15 protein-coding genes are annotated in these 20,920 nt (G+C 44.7%); 11 read left to right on the top strand and 4 right to left on the bottom strand.

The annotated features are described in order from the left end of the window. Positions 1-66 precede the first annotated feature (66 nt). Together C7475_RS03615 and uxuA are read left to right on the top strand one after the other, a co-directional pair. Positions 67-2,391 (top strand): glycoside hydrolase family 3 N-terminal domain-containing protein, encoded by a 2,325-nt coding sequence (locus C7475_RS03615; protein WP_110051150.1) that lies wholly within the window; start codon positions 67-69, stop codon positions 2,389-2,391. Positions 2,392-2,394: 3 nt separating this feature from the next. Continuing rightward, positions 2,395-3,570 (top strand): mannonate dehydratase, encoded by a 1,176-nt coding sequence (gene uxuA, locus C7475_RS03610; RefSeq protein ID WP_110051147.1) that lies wholly within the window; start codon positions 2,395-2,397, stop codon positions 3,568-3,570. On the opposite strand, the gene C7475_RS03605 is transcribed toward uxuA, so the two are convergent. Next, positions 3,494-4,249, bottom strand: a complete 756-nt coding sequence (locus tag C7475_RS03605) for a hypothetical protein (RefSeq protein ID WP_110051145.1) — start codon at positions 4,247-4,249, stop codon at positions 3,494-3,496. The two genes, uxuA and C7475_RS03605, sit on opposite strands and share 77 nt — an antisense overlap. A gap of 160 nt (positions 4,250-4,409) precedes the next feature. Here C7475_RS03605 and C7475_RS03600 point away from each other — a divergent pair, with 160 nt between their 5' ends. The 3 genes from C7475_RS03600 (at position 4,410) to C7475_RS03590 (ending at position 6,873) form a co-directional block, all read left to right on the top strand. After that, entirely contained in the window at positions 4,410-5,618 is a 1,209-nt protein-coding gene (locus C7475_RS03600) for an AAA family ATPase (protein WP_110051143.1), read from the top strand. Positions 5,619-5,621: 3 nt separating this feature from the next. Beyond that, on the top strand, positions 5,622-6,350 hold the full coding sequence (locus tag C7475_RS03595; RefSeq protein ID WP_110051140.1) for a hypothetical protein: 729 nt from the start codon (positions 5,622-5,624) through the stop codon (positions 6,348-6,350). Positions 6,351-6,453: 103 nt separating this feature from the next. After that, positions 6,454-6,873 carry a hypothetical protein gene (locus C7475_RS03590; protein WP_110051139.1) on the top strand — a complete coding sequence of 140 codons (420 nt, stop codon included), beginning with the start codon at positions 6,454-6,456 and terminating at the stop codon, positions 6,871-6,873. 342 nt (positions 6,874-7,215) lie between these two features. Here the strand turns inward: C7475_RS03590 and C7475_RS32890 are convergent, their stop codons facing one another. The 3 genes from C7475_RS32890 to cas13b all read right to left on the bottom strand — a co-directional run bounded on the left by C7475_RS32890 (position 7,216) and on the right by cas13b (position 13,119). Then, entirely contained in the window at positions 7,216-7,386 is a 171-nt protein-coding gene (locus C7475_RS32890; protein WP_158286409.1) for a hypothetical protein, read from the bottom strand. Positions 7,387-8,924: 1,538 nt separating this feature from the next. After that, the gene (gene csx28 / locus C7475_RS03575) at positions 8,925-9,443 is read right to left on the bottom strand and encodes a CRISPR-associated protein Csx28 (RefSeq protein ID WP_110051131.1); all 519 of its coding nucleotides are present in this window, start codon (positions 9,441-9,443) and stop codon (positions 8,925-8,927) included. Continuing rightward, on the bottom strand, positions 9,436-13,119 hold the full coding sequence (gene cas13b / locus C7475_RS03570) for a type VI-B CRISPR-associated RNA-guided ribonuclease Cas13b (RefSeq protein ID WP_110051129.1): 3,684 nt from the start codon (positions 13,117-13,119) through the stop codon (positions 9,436-9,438). Before cas13b ends, csx28 begins: the two co-directional genes overlap by 8 nt. A gap of 602 nt (positions 13,120-13,721) precedes the next feature. Here cas13b and C7475_RS03565 point away from each other — a divergent pair. From C7475_RS03565 to C7475_RS03545, 6 genes are all read left to right on the top strand, one after another. Then, a complete protein-coding gene (locus C7475_RS03565; protein WP_110051127.1) occupies positions 13,722-14,411 on the top strand; it encodes a DUF421 domain-containing protein in 690 nt (229 codons plus the stop codon). A gap of 11 nt (positions 14,412-14,422) precedes the next feature. Beyond that, the gene (locus C7475_RS03560; RefSeq protein ID WP_110051125.1) at positions 14,423-15,118 is read left to right on the top strand and encodes a DUF421 domain-containing protein; all 696 of its coding nucleotides are present in this window, start codon (positions 14,423-14,425) and stop codon (positions 15,116-15,118) included. 51 nt (positions 15,119-15,169) lie between these two features. Continuing rightward, positions 15,170-16,255 carry an L-dopachrome tautomerase-related protein gene (locus tag C7475_RS03555; protein ID WP_110052799.1) on the top strand — a complete coding sequence of 362 codons (1,086 nt, stop codon included), beginning with the start codon at positions 15,170-15,172 and terminating at the stop codon, positions 16,253-16,255. Between the two features lie 209 nt (positions 16,256-16,464). Continuing rightward, entirely contained in the window at positions 16,465-17,094 is a 630-nt protein-coding gene (locus C7475_RS03550) for a hypothetical protein (protein WP_146217455.1), read from the top strand. 430 nt (positions 17,095-17,524) lie between these two features. Beyond that, positions 17,525-17,695, top strand: a complete 171-nt coding sequence (locus tag C7475_RS32885; RefSeq protein WP_158286408.1) for a hypothetical protein — start codon at positions 17,525-17,527, stop codon at positions 17,693-17,695. Positions 17,696-17,845: 150 nt separating this feature from the next. Further along, on the top strand, positions 17,846-20,881 hold the full coding sequence (locus C7475_RS03545; protein WP_110051120.1) for a T9SS type A sorting domain-containing protein: 3,036 nt from the start codon (positions 17,846-17,848) through the stop codon (positions 20,879-20,881). Positions 20,882-20,920: the final 39 nt, after the last annotated feature.

Raw genomic sequence — 20,920 nt, 5'->3', positions numbered from 1 at the left:
ATTTTTCTTCCATCATAAAAACCGGCCTGCAGCATATTGTTGCAGGCCTTAACCATTCATTGATCTATGAGGAAATATTTTTTAGCCATCGCTTTTTTAAGCAGTTATGTATCCTATGCACAATCGCCCGCATATAAGAATAAGCGGTTGTCGCCCGATGTACGGGCGAAGGACCTCTTAGCCAGGATGACATTGGAAGAGAAGGTGATGCAGACGCAATGTTTCTGGGCTCAGAAGGCTGGCCTGCTGGATACACTAGGCCGTTTCGATGAGGCGAAAGCCGGTACGGTATTGAAGAACGGGCTGGGAGAGATCGCACGGTTGAACGAAAAGGGAGGGCCGAACAGTGACGGGCGTCATCCGAAGGAACAGGCTGAGTTATATAACAATATTCAACGTTATTTCATAGAGAAGACGAGATTAGGTATTCCTGTGATGGTGCATGAGGAATCATTGCATGGTCAGCAAACGCAGGACGCGACCAACTTTCCGGTACCGATCGCATTGGCGAGCACCTGGAATGAGGCTTTGATGGGCGATGTATTTACGAGTGTTGCAGCGGAAGTACGTGCGAGGGGCGGTCAGCAGGTATTGGCCCCGGTTGTTGATATTGTACGTGATCCGCGTTGGGGCAGGACGGAAGAAACGATGGGAGAAGATCCATACCTGATATCCCGGTTGTCGGTAGCGCAGATCAAAGCATATCAGGGTGGCGGTGTGTATCTTGGTCGTGATAAGGTAGCTGCTACATTGAAACATTTTGGTATTCACGGGCAGAGTGAAGGCGGGCTGAATGTGTCGCCCAGCAATATTGATATACGAACGGCAAGAGAAGTGTTTTTTAAACCGTTCGTTGCGTGTATACAAGAGGCGGGCGCTATGAACGTGATGGCTTGTTATAATGAAGTATTCGGTTTGCCGGCTCATATTAACAGTTATTTGTTGAAGGATATCCTGAGAAAGGAATGGGGTTTTAAAGGCGTGATAGTGTCAGATTATTATGCGGTGAGAGATGTGCAGACTTTGCATAAAGTAACGCCATCGCTGGATGAAGCGGGCGTATTGGCAATCAATGCAGGTGTTGAAATAGAAACGCCTGACCCGGATGGATTTAAGAATCTGGCGCAGGCTGTGAAGAGCGGCAAGGTATCTGTTAAAGTGCTTGATTCAGCTGTAAAGAGGATATTGATCAACAAGTTCCGTGTAGGTCTATTTGATAATCCTTATGTGGATGTTGCCCGTGCTGATACATTAGTAGGCAGTGCCTCTAAAAGAGCAGTGGCTTATCGCGCAGCGCAGGAAGCGATGGTATTGTTGAAGAATGATCAGCAGGTATTACCGTTGGATAAGAACAAGATCAAGACGATCGCTTTTATCGGGCCTAACGCGGACAAGTGTTTGCTGGGCGGTTATTCCGGCAAACCCCGCGTTACGATCTCTCCTTTGCAGGCGATGAAAGAGCGTTATGGCGATAAGATAAAAGTGTTGTACGCGGAAGGTGTTACATTGACAGATAAGAACAATTGGTTTGCAGATACGATCAATCTTGCTGCCGACAATCCGGATAAGAGCAAGATCGATGCAGCAGTAGAGATCGCGAAACAGGCGGATGTAGTAGTGTTGTTTATAGGTGGTAATGAGAGTATGAACAGGGAAGGCTGGGCGAGTAATCACCTGGGCGATATGCCTACGCTGGAATTGCTGAATGGACAGATAGAGCTGGTGAAGGCTGTGGCTGCGACCGGCAAACCTATGTGCGCGTTTGTTAATAGTGGTCCGCCGTTAAGTTTGGGACCTGTTACTGCTATAGTGCCAGCCATCATGCAATGCTGGTATTTAGGTCAGGAGAGCGGCTATGCAATGGTGGATGCCTTATTCGGTGATATTAATCCCAGTGGTAAATTGCCTATTTCCTTTCCGAGAACTGCGGGACATATTCCTGCTTATTACAACTATAAACCGTCCGCCCGCCGCGGGTATAATTTAGGCTTTGACGCAAGCTCGCTATTTGCGTTTGGGCACGGGTTAAGTTATACGAACTTTGGTTATAGCGACTTAATCTTATCCGAAGGGAAAATTAAAACAAACGGTAAGACGACGGCGAGTGTAACGGTGACGAATACTGGTAGCAGGGCAGGAGCAGAGGTTGTGCAGTTGTACATCAGGGATGATTATTCATCTGTTCCCCGTCCGGTAATGGAACTGAAGGGTTTTCAGAAGATCTGGCTGGAACCGGGTCAATCTCAGACCGTTCACTTTACTATTGATACATCTGCGTTATCGTTTTACAACAAGGATATGAAGTGGGTAGTGGAACCGGGTACGTTTACAATTATGGCCGGTACGGCATCAGATAAAACAACATCTGTTTCATTGACAGTAATACCATAGCGAATGTTATTGATGGAGAAAACTATGCGCTGGTTCGGTCCGAGCGATCCGGTGAGCCTGTGGGATATCAGGCAGTCGGGATGTACGGGAGTAGTAACTGCGTTGCATCATATACCGGTAGGGGAAGTGTGGCCCGTACGGGAGATCAACAAACGGAGGGCGATCATTGAAGCGGCGGGTATGACCTGGACAGTGATCGAGAGTTTACCGGTAAGTGAGGATATTAAAAAACAAACAGGTGATTATCAGCTGCATATTGCCAACTATAAGCAAAGCCTGTTGAACATTGCACAATGCGGGCTGAAGGTAGTGACGTACAATTTTATGCCGGTGCTGGACTGGGTACGTACCGACATCGCTTATACCTTACCGGATGGCAGTAAGGCCTTGCGGTTTGAGCGTTCGGCTTTTATTGCTTTTGATGTGTTCATGCTGCAAAGGCCGGGCGCAGAGAAAGATTATACGGCTGACGAACTTGCGGAAGCTGCAGCTTTGCTAAGTGAGATGAACGACAAAGACCAGGCTACGCTTTATAAGAATGCTTTACTGGGATTGCCGGGCAGTGATATTCCTTTTACTGCACCTGAGGTATTACAGGCGTTGGATACTTATAAGGATATTGATGCAGCGAAGCTGCGGGAGCACCTTTACTATTTTCTACGGGAAGTTGCGCCGGTGGCGGAATCTGTAGGTGTGCAGCTGGCTATTCATCCGGACGATCCGCCTTTCCCGGTGTTGGGATTGCCGCGTATTGTAAGCACTAGCGCGGATGTGGAGGCCTTGTTGAATGCGGTGCCTTCTCCTGCTAATGGCTTGTGTTTCTGTACCGGCTCTTTCGGGGTTAGAAAAGATAATGATCTTCCGGAGATGGTACGGCGGTTCGGTGACCGTATCCACTTCGTTCATCTGCGTAATACGCAACAGGATGTGGCGGGTAATTTCTTTGAGTCCAATCACCTGGACGGGATAGTAGATATGTACAGTGTCGTAAAGGAATTAGTATTGCTGATGCAACGGAAGGGATATACGCTTCCCGTGCGACCGGACCATGGTCACCAGATGCTGGACGATCTTGACAAGACTACTTACCCTGGTTATTCAGCTATAGGGCGCCTGAAAGGGTTAGCGGAGCTGAGAGGGTTAGAAATGGGGATCGCTTTCGGGCTGAACGGGCGGTAGAATGATGCTTTGTACCCGGATATGGGTAGGCGTATAGATGAAGTAAGGTAGGCGTTGATATGGACTTAGGTTGGACCTGTAATTTAGGTCTGGCCCTGGTCTGTTGTTGTACAGGGGCGGGTTGGAGGACGTCGATGATGTCCAGGGCTTTGCCTTCCGTTTCTGCCAGAAGCAGCGTCAGTTCGTTATTGCCGGGTTGTTCTGCTGTTATGGCTTCACTGACCCGGACGAGGGTCGTTCCTTTTTCAAAATTGACGGATACCGCGATAAGCTTTGTGTTCTCTTTTACTGTCATGCGGTCCATTTTAGGGACACGTGTTTCACTATTGAACCGGAAACCGGTTAAAAGGGACATGTGTTCCGGCAGGAGCCTTTTCTGTCCGGCGGGGCGGTCTGTGTCGAGGCGGATTATCTTTCCCAGGAGGGCGTTCAGGCGGTAATGCAGGGTTTCGTCCTTGTACTGGCAGGTGTATGCATTCAATGCCTGCCGGATCAGGCGACTGGCCTTGCTGGCGGTACCGAAGTCGGTGGCCGTCTTTTTGGTGGCGGTGGATTGGCGGACTACTTCCGGCGCTCTGCGGACGTAGTATTTCTTCCTGCCACGTTTGTCTTTTTTGTGGTAGAATACCTGGTCGCCCATGCGGCCGGATAAAAGGATGATGCTTTGTTGTTTGGGCATGCTTTAATAGTTGATTTTGAGTTGGTTAAAGGTACGGAAAATTTGGGAGACGGGGAGGGGGGAAGGTATTTTTAGATAAGTTTTGTACTTTTATGTCTTGAGCCATTCTATTTTGATGTAGAATGGTTTGTTTTTTTGAGATAACTAAGAAGATCGTAGTATGAAGTTCCCATATATTAAACAGATTCATGTCAATGATTGTTATGCGTATCAGAATTTTGACGTTCCTGCAACTCCGTTGGCTGAGTTTAAGCATATTATTTTGACGGGAAAGAATGGGACTGGGAAGACAACGATATTGGAGTCAATAGGCTTTCAAATGGGATTGTTGGTAAACGATACATTTGGAGGAGAGTATAGATTGCACAACCTAAGTAATATAAAAAAGCAACCTTCACAAAATTTCCCGATTAAAGATTCTCTTTCTGATAAAAGGATAAATCCTTATAATATATTGGATTTGCATTTTCTCCACGAAGACAATTTAGAATTGCTTTTAAGACCGGCTGAGTTTATATTCTCTCATTTCAGGGCTCACAGAAAAATTAATTTGGGGTTGGTGAATTCAGTGGTACAAGAGGAGGAGTTCATGAAAAATCTAAAAGCTGAATCGGATCCCGAAAAATTTATATCAAGGTTTAAACAGTTTTTGGTTAACAAGAAAGTATATGAGGCATTTGATCTCATTAAAGACGATAAAACGAGATTAAATCAAAATCAGATTTTTTTCGGCAGTCTTACTAATATTTTAAGGAGAGTATTTGAGGATACTGAATTAGATTTGTTGTTTATTCAGGAGAGCTTTGATTTTGAGATAGTTCTGAGAGATGGAAGGAGAATGACATTTAACCAGCTTTCTGAGGGATTCTCCGCTTTCATAAGCATTTTAATGGACCTGCTGATGCGTGTGGATCTGATCAGAAAGGAGAACGGAGATTACAGTTACGATCCACCAGGCATCGTTCTTATAGACGAACCTGAAACTCATTTTCATATTGGAATGCAATATGAGATCTTACCACTGTTAACCGAACTGTTTCCTGCTATTCAGTTTATTGTCGCAACACATTCACCGGCAGTTATTTCAAGTGTAAAAAATGCCATTGTTTATGATCTTACAAGTAAAAAAGAAATAGCTGGTTGGCAGGCTGGAAGTAGTTATTCTGAGTTAATGATCAAACATTTCGGTTTGGACAATGAGTTCTCGCCGGTAGCAGATGCTATTTTGCTGGAGGTAAGCCAGGCCGTTAATGAACGTAATCCGGATAAGCTCCGCGAGATAATAATGGCGAATGAAAAGTATATGACGCCATCACTGAGATTTGAAATAGAAAATCAAATTATAGCATTAGAAAGCAAACGGGGATAAAATATGATCAATGTCCAAAGAGAGGCCGCTATACCTTCCGCGTTAAATACCCAAGAGATACAGCAATACATCACAGATATCCAGGCATATCTTGCCAATCCTGCGGTTGGAATAAAGCCAACCGAGCCTGGAACGTACAGAAGTTCAGATCTTCTGGAGGCGTTTGATCGATGTTTTCATTCAAAATGTTACCTGACAGAGCAGAAGTTCCTTAACTCCTGGTGTATGGATATTGAACATTTTGTTTCTCAGTCGGTAGATCGTTCAAGACGATATGACTGGACGAATCTGTATCCGGCAGAGCATAGAGCAAATAAAATGAAGCCAAGAGCAACACCTGCCGGTGGCTACCTGGATCCTTGCGATCCGGCGGATGATGTGGAGACAGAAATTCTATATAGTCTTGGAATAATGGGTGAGGATCCTCATTTTGAGCCGCGTGATGCTACTAATGGGAAAGCGGTTAATACCTGCGAACTTTTAAACAGGCTGCATAACGGTCACAGTGAGGAAACTATCAAGGCGACTGCGGGGCTTAGATTTGAAATCAGGAAGAAATACGACCATATAAAGGATTTGCTTATTCAATGGCTAGGCTGTAGCAACCCGGTTTTGAAGCATCAGTATAAGAGGCAGTTAGAAATGCATTTGTCCAGGAAGTCTTCATTTACAATGTTATGCAGGTCAATGGTTGCTGTATTAAATCATGTACCTGCTGAGATGTTGGATTAAGTATTAGATGATAGTGTAGCGACATTTACTCCCCATATCTCGTTGCATTACTTTCAACATTAGAGGCTTTAGGACTATTACTGTGCTTTAAATCCCGGATCATATGACAGCTAAGCTCCCCGAGGTAAATATAGACAGCCTAAGGAAGCTCATTATAGACCAGGCAACTGCATTTCTAAAAGAAGCCGGTGAGTTTTATCCGTTCGGCGCTGCAATGGATAAAAACGACGAATTAAGGCCCATTGGGATATATTGGGGCGAAGAACATCCCGATTCAAAGGAGATGATTGATCGCTTGAGTGAAGCATTATGGAACGGAATTGTACGAGGCGATTATAAGATGGCGGCGATGGGAATAGATGTATATATCAGCGATGATAGTTCAAATGGGAAAACGTCTGCAGTTGAAATCCGGGTAGTACATCATGATGGGAAGGTTGTCAGATATTACCTGCCATATAAGCTTACATCTTCTAATGATCCGGTTTATGGGCAGATTATTGTTGAAGGGGATGAGAATTGATAAATGAAGGCGCCCAACTTAGCTATTTATTTAAGTTAATCAACTCATAACTATCTTTAATCCTACCATTTTTCAGATATACTGTGGTCTTCTCAAAAGATGCCATGCAGGTTTTGTTGAAGAACTGACTCATAAAATCGGTAATTTCTTCCTCGGATAAATGTTGACCGATTCTTCCATTGATCAAATGATCTTCATCGGTTAGAAAGTCAAACTTCCAAGATTCCAACGGGATGCCCTTAAGAACGCCTCTTAATTCAACCTGGGAAGATTTTGTATTTGTTTCGGATACGCGATTATACATAGTAGACCCCATGACCGGGCATCCGGAAAAGAAGAGGCTTACGGTAGATCTTTGTTATCAGCAGGTAAATCATCTAATTGTTGTTGAAGTTGACTGAGGCGATCTTGGAAAGATGCGCTCATGATAGGGTGTGCGCCAACGAGGTCGAGCATTCGTTGGGTTTCTAAAATTTGAAGTCTTAATTGCTCTCTTTTTCTTCCAGGTGTCATGGCAATGAATTTAGATAGTTAAGAGCTGCTATTGGTTTCTCCTTATCTGCGGTTGTGATGAACATGTAAGATACAGGTTTCCCCAATAACATAATTACGCTAAAATCTAAACTATAATGTCGTAGTTGCTCTTCGAAAATGAAGGCTTCTCCAACCAAAGTTATGAAATTCTTATTGTCTGCCGTTGTGATAACCCAATGAAATACGGGCATCTCCAACTTCCTAAGTTTTAAACTCTCAAACTGTGAGTTTGAGTTGCCTCACGGCTGTCCCAACGCTAACCTGGACAACTAATTTGTTTGGTGTTGTACTTGGGCTGCAAAACGTAGGATTATCCAACACCCCTGTTAATTTTCCATGTGAATGTGTGGCCGTTAAGTACCTGCAAAATGGGAATTCCCCGGCGTCACGTTAAAATCCAAAAAAAATGGGCGTTGTTGTTGCCGATAGAATGTGCGGCTTTCCCAACGCAGGATCAATTAATGAAACCCAAATGTTTTTTGTGGCTGTGCCACAAAGTGATAGCTAGTCAAACTCGCAGTTGTGGTTTACCCGGATAAAGACGGTTTTCTCCAACTAGTATCGCAACCAACTTTTTGTTGCAATGTTGTCGTGACCTACAAAATGTAGGTTTTTCCAACTACCCCTATTAAAATCAACCGATCCGATGAAGTGTTGTTGCCCTGCAAATTTGGAGCTTCCCCAACGATAAGGTTTAATGGTTAACGGAGTTTGATGTTGTTGTGATCCACCTATAAAACACAGGTCTTTCCAACTTCATTTTAAAAACAAATTGACCATGAAAATGTTGTGAGTGCTCTGCAAATACAGGCTTTCCCAACGTCCGGACATTGTGGGTTTGTTGAACGGTGCTGTGGTTATCCACTAAAGCGTAGGTTTTCCCAGCTCTAACATTTAAATCTTTGATCATGAGTTGTTGTTGTTATCCTACAAAACACAGATGTATCCAACAAATTTGAAGTTATCAAACAATCAATGAAGGTTGTCGTAGCCTACAAAACGGAGGTCACTCCAATACATAAAAATATTCTCATAATAGCCTGACGTTGTAGTTACCCTACAAAACGCAGGTCACTCCAACCTTTAGGCGTTCGGACATATATGGAGTTTAGTTGTCGTTACCCTACAAATCACGGGTCGCTCCAACACATGAAGATGAAGTACGGCTTCGAGCATGGTTGTAGCCACCCTACAAAACGCAGGTCACTCCAACTTAATGTATATTTCCGCTCATTTGTTCGGAGTTGTCGTTACCCTACAAATCACAGGTCACTCCAACTTTTACGATGCGGAGCGAAATCGGATTGCGTTGTCGTTACCCTACAAATCACAGGTTACTCCAACTATTCGGCTTCTAAATACGGTTGTTTGACCAGTTGTCGTTACCCTACAAATCACAGGTTACTCCAACATTAAATCATCAAAATATTCTTTGACAATGCTTTGTATAGAAAGTCAACAAGATTAAATTCCCTCTCAATCGACTGATATAACTAAATATTCTTGTTTTTCTAATCTTACACTGGCCCAACTTCCTTCCTCAACTCCACCACCATCTTATTATACAGGTCGAACATCTTCTTCACCATCTCATCGTTTGAAAGCAGGATCTTCTCACTGGTATTATTTTTCTCCGCCAGCAAAATCCCATAGATAATATTCCTGTATTCATAGAACAGATCCCTTGTAGACTTACTAAGAAATAGCCCAAACCCTTTCTCATAGTTTACCTCATTTAGTTTTTTGATAAACTCCCCGGCGAGGAAAGGCTGAAAGAAGTACTCTTTTTCTGTCCGGCCTTTCTTCTGTGTCCAGACAATGATAGAGTGATTGTTTTCTGTAGGAGTGATATACGCTAGTAAGCTCCAGAAAGCCATACCGGCCTCCATCAGCTTTTCGTTCCTGAACCTGCTGATCCGCTCCATTGTCTCATTGCGCATATTCCTTTTGGTGAAGAAGTAGAGCAATACGGCTACAAGTATTGTAGCTAACACGCCGAGGGCTTTTATCGTCAGGTCCCAGTTGATCTCACACATGCCCGCTTATTTTGTCTATGAGAGATTGATATCCGTTTATCCCGTATAAGGATATTTTCTCGATGATACCATATCCCTGGTGACTGCCTTGTGCAGAAGGCTGGTACTGTTCATGGATCATTCTCCATTCATTGGCGGAGAGGGCGAAGGTATCGTCGTGGATCAGCGGGAATTGATTGTGTGCGAAGGCATTTCTGATAGCAAGCAGATTCCGCTGAAGGTTTTCGTTATCATCTGTGAACTTGCCGAAGTAATGTTTAAGATAGAGTTTGTGTTCCGCGACGCCTTTGTTGTTGAGGAAAGTGGCTTTCTCCTCTTTGTTACTGTTGAGATAAAGCTTCTCCTCAAAAGCAGCTACGACTTCAAGTACTTTCAGGCGTTGTTTATCGTATGCCCTGAATTCATTTTCGAGCACCATACGGTTGATAGTGAAATGACCGGCATCCGGTTTGAAATAGAAGCAGATATTATTGATCCGGCGATCTTTTAAGAGTTTCCGGAAGTTGCCTGCATTTTTAATTTTGAGATGTTTGTCGATGATGGTGGCGGTACCTACTTTCACTTTACCGTTTTCCGATTTCCTGAATGATCCATTCTCGTTTATTTCGAAGAAATCAAGGTTGATGTGGATCCCGCCAGCCGGCCGCTGGTTCAGTAAGTTCTTATTGTTTTCAACGTTTTGAGGCGAGATGTTACTGAGTAAGAAGGTGCCGGATTCTTTGTCCTGCGTTTCAGTCAGTGAAATATCGCCGATCTTTTCTTTCAGCAGGTCTTTCACGGCCATGAACAGCAGCATATCCTGCGCCTCAATAAGGCGGAGATACTTTTCATTCTCAATGAAGAACTTGTAGCTGTTGAGGTAATGTTTATTGTCTTTGATCTGACCTTCTATCGCTGCTGTTACAAGCCGGGTAGCATCTTTATGCATATAGTAATCGGACACGCGCCATTCAATCTCATAGACTGCAGGAAATGAGGCGCCGTATTTCCTTTCTGTGTGCCTGATGATATCATCTAAAGAGCGTAGTCGCTTGATTTCATGATAGAAAGTGTCTTGAGCTTCTGCTGCCAGATCTTCCATGTCGTCCAGTTCTTCGCGGAGCCTGTTAACGATCTTCATCGTGCGTTCCGTTTCCTGTTTTCTTTCTTCCAGGTTGAGATACAGGGGAACATCGCCGCTGAACAGGTGATAATGCCGTTTCCAGTGATAGAAGGCTTGCGCCGTGTCCTGTTGTTCAAACAGGTGTTTTGTGAGATGGACCGTATTGGTATCGGGATGATCAGCGAGGAACTTTTTATTACTCTCTGTTCCGTGTAACATCAGCCAGTTGACTGTTGCACGATGAAAGAAACCCCGTGGCAGATTAAAAGGCGAGTGAGACGGTCCTTCTGTTTGCAGGTAAGTTTTTAGCAGATCAGCAATATCATCCGGCTGCGCATTTATTTTTAGAAAATGATACTCATCATATCGCTTGTTTTTTAAGCAGGTATTGAGGTAGTCGATCTTTTCATTGAAGTATGCTTTATAAAATTCAATGATGCCCGACAGCTCATTTACGTTGATGCGATGGAGGAAAGGATGCGGATTGGTGCCGCCGGTTAGTTTGCAGCTACTAAATAGCTCAGTGATGTTATCCCGGTGCACACCATAGAAAGCCAGGTGACTTTGCAGTAGCCTGTACGCCAGTCCATTTGCTTTTGAATCAGGAACAGGTTGATCATTCTCATCTTTCAGCACAGGTTGCATCAGCATCATATCTTCTACAATTAACTGTGCCAGCTTGCCTACTTTTACCTTCCTGAATCCCGGTTTGCCTGGTTTGATATCGTCTTTCTCTCTTAGTTCCATTCGTTCAACCAGATCGGCAGCAGTGGCTTTCATTTCATTCAGCCGTCTTTCCGCTTTTTCTTTCCAATCTGAGGGAGCGATACCCAACAGGTAGTTGGCCAACTTTTCCGGGATGTAGGAAGGATGGAGGGCATATCTGTCCAGTTGCTGCAACAGTAATTCATAGCGACGGCAATATTCCTTGTCCGACCGTTGTTTCAATGCGTCTCCGTCGGGTTTCGGAAGCGGGCTTTGATCCACAGGTCTTTCGCTTCCGTTCAGCACCGCTTTGAAGAACCTCCTTACGTTGTTGATATGGGTGACAATCACTTTCTGCACGTCATCGCCTTTGTTCTTTTCTTTTCGCAGCAAGTGGTACAGCATTAAAGCAGGCATTTCCTTTGCGCTGAGTATTGCGTAGGGAAGGAGCGTATTGTTTTTATTCAGTTTCCGCGGATATGATTTTCCTTTAACGTCCGTTGTGCCGATTTCAGGCCATTCGCAGGAACTGCTACCGATATAGATGGGAATGTTCTTGCCATCTGTATGATAGTGCGGTGTCGTTTCCCTGATGTACGGAGCAAACGGATCTTCCTTTTGTCCATAGAGCGCGGCAAATGCAGCAGGACGTTTGTCCGTATCGAAATCTTCCAGTCTTCCGTAACCGATGAGGTGTTTGGTTAACTGCCGCATTTCGTCGACGCCGGCCAGTGTCTTGGGATAGATACTGTAAAAATACATGCCGAGATCGACGCCGAATCTCATTTGAGGAAGACCTTTTGTGATATCGAGATAACGTTGAGCGAAGTAAAGGAACCTGTCGCTTTTGCGGATCATCTTTGTTTCCGGACCGTCGCCGGAGCTATCGGTATTGTCTTCATCTTCAAGCCGGTTCGTAATGAATAACTCCTGCTTTTCTTCTTCCAGCAACTCAAAGAGTTCTGCCGGACACCTGGCCAGTTCATTACACATGTCAAGGAACACGGCCTGGGGACTGTTATCGCTCTCCAATCTTTCTCTGGGAACGCGCAACATATTCGAAGTAAAGACTTCCAGCGTGGCCTTATATTCAGGCGTTTCCGCCCGTTTAAAACCGGAAAGCTTCTTCAGGAACAGATAAGCTTCTCCTTTCGGAAGAAAGAGACAGGTAAAAAATGCGAGTCCGGCCTCAGAGATATTTTCAGTATTTCCCGTGGCGGTAAATGAGTACCAGAAGCGGTAGTTGGATTTTGGCTTTTTCGTTTTCCTGTCGATGCCATTATATCTTTTCAGATGGTCCAGCTGTGCTTCTTCCAGGTTAAACCTGCTTTTTATCAGTCTCACATTTACGTCGAATACATCATTGAGCAGGTAGACAAGGTCTTTTTTTATAGTCAGTGGAGAATACGTGTAATGGTTACAGTGATTCCGGGCTTTGTTGAGATAGACGATGAGTGTATTCAGGATCTCAAAATACCTGGCGGCGCTACCATAGGCATGTTGAACAGGTGCGGACCTACGGTTCTTCTGACGGGAGAAGATCCTTTCATCTCTTTCCTGATCGGTTTCATACCTGTACTGCATGTAGAACAGGAACGGAAAGTTCTTGTCATAATATTCCATTGCCTTTGCCAGCTCATTGGGATTAGGCGATGCTGCATTGAGTATTGTCAATGCTTTGGCACTCTGCAGCTGATCATCATTTTCGATGGGGTTCCCACCTATCTTAATAGTCAATTCGTTCAGAGCCAGAAACAGATTGTGCCTGGCCTGATTAAGATGGGCTCCAAAATACCATGGAGTATCCTGTTGATTGTAGATCCTGGGCGCCTTCAGCTCGGGCGCCAGTGTTGGGGTGTTTGCATTCATCGTGGAAGAAATAAGGGGTAAATAATATGGGAGCTTATCGGAAGCAGTAGCGGCAGGCTTTCTTTTTACCCATTGCTATTGCATCCTGTATGGTTACAGAGTCTATTTTATGTGCACATTGGTCCAGACCTTTACAAAGTGTTTTGTGATAGGCATAACTGCCAGATGATCTGCAGATATACACTTTTGTAAAAACCTTTCCGCTAAATGATAATGATGATAATAGTAGCGATGAAACAATTAGTAAGCGTTTTTTCATGGTTGGGTATTAACACCTGTAATTTAAATACTTGTTGTGTAAAAGCATGAGAAAAAGTTGATAATTATGTATCGTTAACCTCTTATTAACTGTTGAGTAATATTACTTATTGCTCTAATAGATGGCGTCAGTTGCCCACCGTGCCTTGCCCCGTATGGGAATTATGGGGATATGTCGGGAACATTTAGCACCAGTTTTCAAGGTATCAGCCTGCTCCTTAGAATGGTCCATTGCCATTCTCCCGGTACAAACATGCAGCGATCATCGTTCACGAAGGTATGCCGTTCCGCTCCATTAGATTGCATAGTTTTTGAGTAAACTATTGCGGCCAGCGTGTGATGTTATGGACAAGACTCAGATAAAACTTACAGATCTGGAACGGATCTTTATTGGAAATGCCCCTGTCGCATTTATGCTGGAAGTGTTCTTCCGTACAATCATTGTTTATGTTGCCCTGCTGCTGATCATGAGACTGCTCGGTAAAAGAATGTCGGGACAATTGACTATCGTGGATTTTGCTATCACTATCATGCTTGGTGCGATCGTGGCCCCACCGATGGAGCTGCCTGACAGGGGGATATTACAGGGGATCTTCATCCTCGTCCTTGTTTTAGCATACCATCGCGGGTTGAGCTGGTGGGAGGTAAAAAATGCGAAAGTGGAGACTGCTACATACGGCTCAATGTCTATTCTGGTAAAGAACGGATTACTGCAGACCGATGAGCTGGAGAAGACCCGTGTTTCAAGGGCGCAACTATATAGTGTTTTAAGGCAAAAGAAGATCTATAATCTCGGTGTAGTGGAACGCGTCTATCTTGAAGCATGTGGCGCTTTTACAGTATTTAAGACAAAGGGATCCCGCCCGGGATTGTCTTTACTGCCTACGCGCGACAAACATGTACATGGTTACCGGCACGATGCAGACGAGGACGAATATGCCTGTCAGCACTGCGGGGCTACTGAGAAGTTGTCAACAAAGGACAAGGCATGCAACAACTGCGGCGCCGTCAAATGGGATAGAGCAGTAATATAAACGGATGGTGTATGAAGTCGTACGAAATTTTGGTTGATGACTGGATGAGGATCTTCATGGGTAATGTCCCGGTGGTCTTTTTCATGGAGGTGATTTTCAGGGTACTTTTTGTGTTCCTGTTACTGATCATTTCCATGCGAATAATGGGCAAGCGCATGGCTTCTCAGTTAAGCCGCAATGAGATGGTAGCGATGTCCTCTCTGGCGGCAGCGATCGGTATTCCCATCCAGGCACCCGACAGGGGATTGCTTCCTGCGTTTATCGTGGCGGTGATCGTCATACTGGGACAACGATGGATCGCGCGTATAGCTACCACAAGCGAGCGTTTTGAAAGGATTTCACAGGGGGACATTGGCGTACTTGTTTTTGATGGTACCATGAACCTCCGCGAGATGTTAACAACACGCATTTCCAGGGAACGCCTTTTTTCACAGTTGCGTTCAGAAGGGATTAAACACCTGGGGCAGGTGAGCCGTTTCTACTTTGAGGCCAATGGTACATTTACGCTGATCAACAGCACTGAGCCAAAGCCTGGGTTATCGATAATGCCGGAGGAAGATGAAGAAATGGTGAAAGGCCTTCATTATGAACACGACCAGCGTGTATGTTATCATTGTGGTAACGATACCGGAATAGCCGCACCTGATAAATGTCCGAAATGCGATCATGACCGCTTCACTCATCCTGTAAACCCCAAAGACATGTGATATGCTGTGTATTGCAATTAAAAAGAATGCTGAAAATATAAAACCATGTTTATGAAAAATCATACTGTACTCCTGCTGTTGCTCATGAGCTTTCTGGCAGCTTGTTCTGACGATAATGACCCTGACAATGACCGCGGACTTCAACTTGTCTTCGAAGATAACACCTATCAGTTAACCGGTGTGGCCAAAGAGGAGGGTGGGCGTATGCTGGTGAATTATCCACGGTGGTCGGATATCTACCAATATGCGGTTGTAGTAACAGAGGGAAGGACCGGTAAAACGCCTTATCCAAATACCGATATGCAGCAATGGCAGCATGGTTTGCCCGGTCTGAATAAGTGGGTATGCGTACAGTCTGTTTACTTTGATGATGCCGGTGAGCTATGGATACTGGACCCCGCGGCACCCAAACTGCAAACTATCCAGGGGAACGGTGCAAAGCTGGTGAAGATGGATAAGGCCAATAATACCGTCGCCCGTAACTATTCATTTGTGAATATTGTGGCAGATACTTCTTATGTGAATGACGTGAGGGTCGATGTGGCGCGTCAGTATGCGTATCTGACGGAATCAAAAGGTGGAGGGCTCATTGTAGTGAATCTTGCCGACGGACAAATGCGCCGGGTATTAAAGGCGCATTATTCGACCATTTCCGACCCGGCCTATAAGTTTATTATTGATGGCAGGGAACTGATGAAAGATGGCCGTCCTGCCAAATTTAATTCTGACGGTATCGCATTGACACCCGACGGTGAGTGGTTGTATTACAAACCTCTTTCTGACGATAAGCTTTACAGGATCAAAACTGAATATCTGCGGGACTGGAATATGACTGATGCTGATCTGGGCAGTAAGGTAGAAGACCTGGGACATTTTACAACTACGGATGGAATGATCTTCGACAAAAAAGGAAACCTTTACCTGGGCGATCTGCAACGTTACCGGTTGGTGAAACTGGACTCAAGCCTGAAGATGACGACCATTGTGCAGGACGACCGGCTGATATGGCCTGACAGTTATTCAATTGCTGACGGCTACCTGTATGTAAGTTGCTCGCAGATACAAAAACAACCTGAATATAATAACGGCGTTGATAAACGAACCTCACCGTATACTGTTTACAGGATTAAGATCTAACGGAAATTACCAAGCTGCCGCTTAACGACGGCTGAAAGATTCTCAGGGTTCCTGGCTGATAAAGTCGGGAATCGTTGTTTTAAGATGTTGTTCCTTTGCAGTCATATTAAGTATATAATATAACTATGTAAAATGCAAAAAAACCTAAATTGCAGGTATAAATACTAATGTTATCCCCCCGGCCGCATATGGCCATAAAACGGACAGATATGCTTAGAAGTAATGACGCTGCAAAGTTTTGGCGCTGGTTTGAAGAAAGGCAGGACGACTTTCGCTTTTTTAGGGAAATGGAACAGGAACAGATCGTGGAGGTATTTGACGAGCTGACAGAAAGGCTCCATCGTTATTGTACCAGCCTGTTCTTCGAAATGCGTATCAATGAAAATAATGAAGGTGAACTTATTATAACAGCTAACTGCGACGAAGACTTCTTTGATGATGCTGAATATCTGGTTGAAAAAGCACCTGAACTGGATTACTGGACCTTTACTGCATTAATACCGGCAGATGAAGGCGGTGAAGGAATTGAATATGAAGACCTTGAGTTATCGCCGGATGAGATGTGGTTCACCGCCATCGAAGACCCTGAAACGCCGGAGAAGCTGAATCTGGCGGTACATATGCAGAACTATGATCTTCTTAAACTGAACGAGCATCTTGATACTGCTGTTTTCCTCTTGTTACAGAGCTTGTTGGGAGAAAAAGCCTTTGCCCAGTACATTAACGTTTATATCATGACTGAATTACCCAGTGATGATCCTGTAGAAGAAGGCTTTCCTGAACTGAATACATTGCCGGAATATATTGCCGCCTTGAGAGCGGAATGGGAAAGGCGGTAGTAGTTCGCCTGATAATCGGTTAAGATTCGCTTTGATATTACTCATCTTACGTTGATCCTACGTTCATGAACGTAAGATCAACGTAAGATGAGTAATATCAAAGCGAATCTTAACCAAAGTTAAACCGTAGCCGGACCGGTAGAAGAATATGTTAACCGAATCTGTAATTTATATCTGCCACTTTGGGCAAATTTCTGACCCCTACGTTTTTGCGTCTTGCATACACGTTTTTGCGTCCTATACACATGGATTTGCGTCCTGTGTACATTGTCCAGAATTACGCAAATAAATCCGCTAATATTGTGTTCAGTAATCACGGTAAAACGGGGCTGCGCCTGAAGCTGGCAGAACGTTCCCTGCTTTAACCTGATGCTGATGATCGTTATGAAGTACGCTAGTATGGAAGATAATTTAATGTAAAACCGGGTATATGATTCAACTACAGGCATTGCTAAGTTCTTTGAAATATTGGTTCCCTATACCTTTATTATTTCCCGATACTAACGAGGAAGATGCATTGCCGTTCATAGAAAAACAGCAATTGTCTTTACAGGGAATAATAGCATGTTATGAAATGCCGATAGTATTCGGACAGCAATGAAGTTTTTGTATATTTATCCCGAAAACCATATCTCTTTAACACTGTAAACCCGTTTACCTAGATCCATATCTGTTGATTTACAGCAGGTCTGTATGAAGCCCGTCAACAGGTCAGCTATCCCTGACATCTTTTCCCAACTAAATACTATATATGAAACACTCTCTATTACTATTTGCATGCCTTATCTGTGCGTGTATCCTAAGGGCGGGCGATATAACCCTGCCCGCAGTATCTGCCTGGATCAAATTCACCAATCCTGTACAATCAGGCAGCCTGACCTATGGCATTGAGAACAACCAAAGTGGCGAAGGCTACACGGAAGTAGCAACAGTGGACGGCGTATTATGCCGGAAGATCCCCGCCGGAAAGTTTATGTATGTACGTGCTGACAGAGCCGCGGTACCTACTACAGCAAAAAAGATCATCCTGTCTGTTACCTATTATGATAACAGCATGAATTTCGTGTGGCTGAACTATACCCGTTCCGGTACTGGCTGGGGTGGTGCGGATTTTAAGAAATCCAATACAAAGAAATGGGTAACGCGCCTGGTATTCCTGGAAGATGCCGGTCTGGATGGCAGCATGGGTTACGGCGGCGATATTCGCCTGGGCTATGGTTCTGAAGATACGTACATCAAGGATATCACCATGTACGTAGGTTCTCTGAATCCGGATGCGCAGCCTATTCCTGCAAGACCGAACAATCCTGCTTCCGAGTTTGTAGGAAAATCGTTTGCGGGTTACCAGTTATGGCATGAGGCAGGGCCTAAACCTGAAGACTGGGGTCATTGGTCATACGACAAAGTACCTGCTGCCGGAAGAGGTAATCATAATACTGAAACATTTCCGTTGCTGGCCGATTATGAGAATAATCCCAATGTTCCGATGTATGCTACCAATTTCGCTAACCTGGGTAATGGCAAGCCCGCCAGACTGTATAACTCTACCGACAAAGGTGTGATAGACGTGCAGATGGCATTGCTGAAAAGAACGGGTTTTGATGGGGTGGCCATCCAGCGTAATGCACCAGTTGGAAGGAATATTAAATATACATCTACGGATGATTATTATGTCAATATCAAGAACGCCTGTGAGGCTAATGGCAGGCTGTTTTATGTGATGTACTGTATGCCAGACCAGAACAACGGAGAAGTGAACTCTATTGACCTCGTAGAGGGCATTAAACGCGACTGGGTATATCAGATGGAGCAGATATTTGAACTGACGAAATCAGGTGCATATGCAACAGTAAACGGTAAACCGGTAGTAGAGCTGTGGGGACTGGGTTATTCAACCATCCTCGTAGACAGGGCGCAGGCGCTTGAACTGGCGCAGTTCTTCAAAGATCGTGGTTGTTATGTGATCGCCGGTGTACCGAGAGGCTGGCGATTGATGAATGACGGTTCCCGCACCGATTTTGCAGATGTATATAAGGCATACAACATGATCTCTCCCTGGACAGTAGGTGTGTATAGTGATACGACAGGGGCTGATAATTTCAGGACACAATACCTGATCCCTGACAAGCAATATTGCGATCAGAACGGTATGGGTTTTTATCCGGTGATCATGCCGGGCAGTGCATGGTCGCAACATGTGACCGGTTATCCGAACGATACCCGCAGACTGGGTGGTAAGTTCCTGTGGAAGCAGGCCCGTAATATTAAGAGTGTAGGCGTGAAGTCTATGTACTACGCCATGCTGGACGAGTTTGAAGAATCGACGAATATTATCAGTTCTGCAGTTGACTATTTTGATATTCCGACAGATCAGTACTTCGGTACGCTTTCTATGGATGGCGTATGGACGTCGTCAGATTACTACCTGCGTCTCGCCGGGGAGGCAGCACGTTTGCTGACCAGCACAGATACGCCTGCGGAAATACCGATCCCTTATTCTCTTGGTCCTATCTATTATAGGAACAGTTTCGAGAGCAGGGTAGCAAATTGTATCATCAATAATGTGCCACAGGATATCGTTTCGCCGATCGACGCCTGCTTTTACAGGAATGCGTTGTTGTCCTCCAATGGCGTTAGTAATACAGCTGTAACGATCGACAATGCGCCTGGCTTTTCGAAGAGCGGCGTATATACTGTGAAGATCAACGGTACCGCTGGCGGAGCATCATCCTACTATTATAAAATTTCAGAAACGAAGATCCCGGTGAAGGCCAATATGCAATTGAGTTTCTGGAAATATACAGTGAACAATCCTGGCAGGTTTACATCGGTCGACCTGACGTTTAAATCAGGTAAAGTGCTGCGTAGTCTGTCGGCATATAAAGACAATAACGGTAATGCGATGCATCCGAATATAGGGCGTGGTACTGTAGGCAGCTGGCAGAAATTTTCCTGCCAGATCGGTAAGGGAGAACTGATCGGTGATGAGATCACGGGTATCAGTATTGCTTATGATAATCCGGCGCTGAGTGGCAATTTTACCGCTTATTTTGACGATATCATCATCGAAGATGCACAGGATACAACTGTTACAAATCCGCCATCACCGGCGCCTATAGGCAGTACGATCTACCTCTATCACGATACGCTGCTGGTATGTTCTGAAAATGGTGCACAGGCGATGAACTGTAACCGTACCGGGTTAGGACCGTGGGAGAAATTCCAGGTGGTAGATGCAGGTAACAATACGATTGCACTGAAAGGGAATAATGGTCTGTACGTTACGGCTACCAGTCCGATGTTCTGCACAGGTACCACACTGGATAGTACGACAAGATTTAACTGGATCAACATGAGCGGCAATACGGTGGCTTTCCAGAGCCTGAAAGGACAGTACGTTTGCTCTGAGAACGGAACAAAACCAATGAACTGTAACCGTGCAGCTATAGGCGGATGGGAAGTGTTCAGATGGGGCACTACATCAGCAGCAAGACTTACGGCTTCACAAGTGCTACCGGTTGAGAGCAAGCTGACAAAGGCAGGCCTGAAACTTTATCCAAACCCTGCAAGGGAACAGGTAACATTGCATTACCAGTTACAGGCCGCTACTGATGCAGTGATCGAGATATATAATTCGAACGGGGTGCTTGTAAAGGCATTGAAACAAAGGATACCTTCCGGAGAACAACGCATTACTGTAAATACAGCTAATCTTGTTCCGGGTGTGTATCTGGTTAAAACAGTTTCCAATGTAAAAATAGAAACAAAGAAGTTGGTGGTGGAATAGACATCGACGCTGTGGTTTTAGGCAGGGGTACGTGCTGTA

Source organism: Chitinophaga sp. S165, assembly GCF_003182155.1.
GTDB lineage: Bacteria > Bacteroidota > Bacteroidia > Chitinophagales > Chitinophagaceae > Chitinophaga.
The sequence above is the reverse complement of the archived record's forward strand: the minus strand, read 5'-3'. Positions and strand labels throughout refer to the sequence as shown.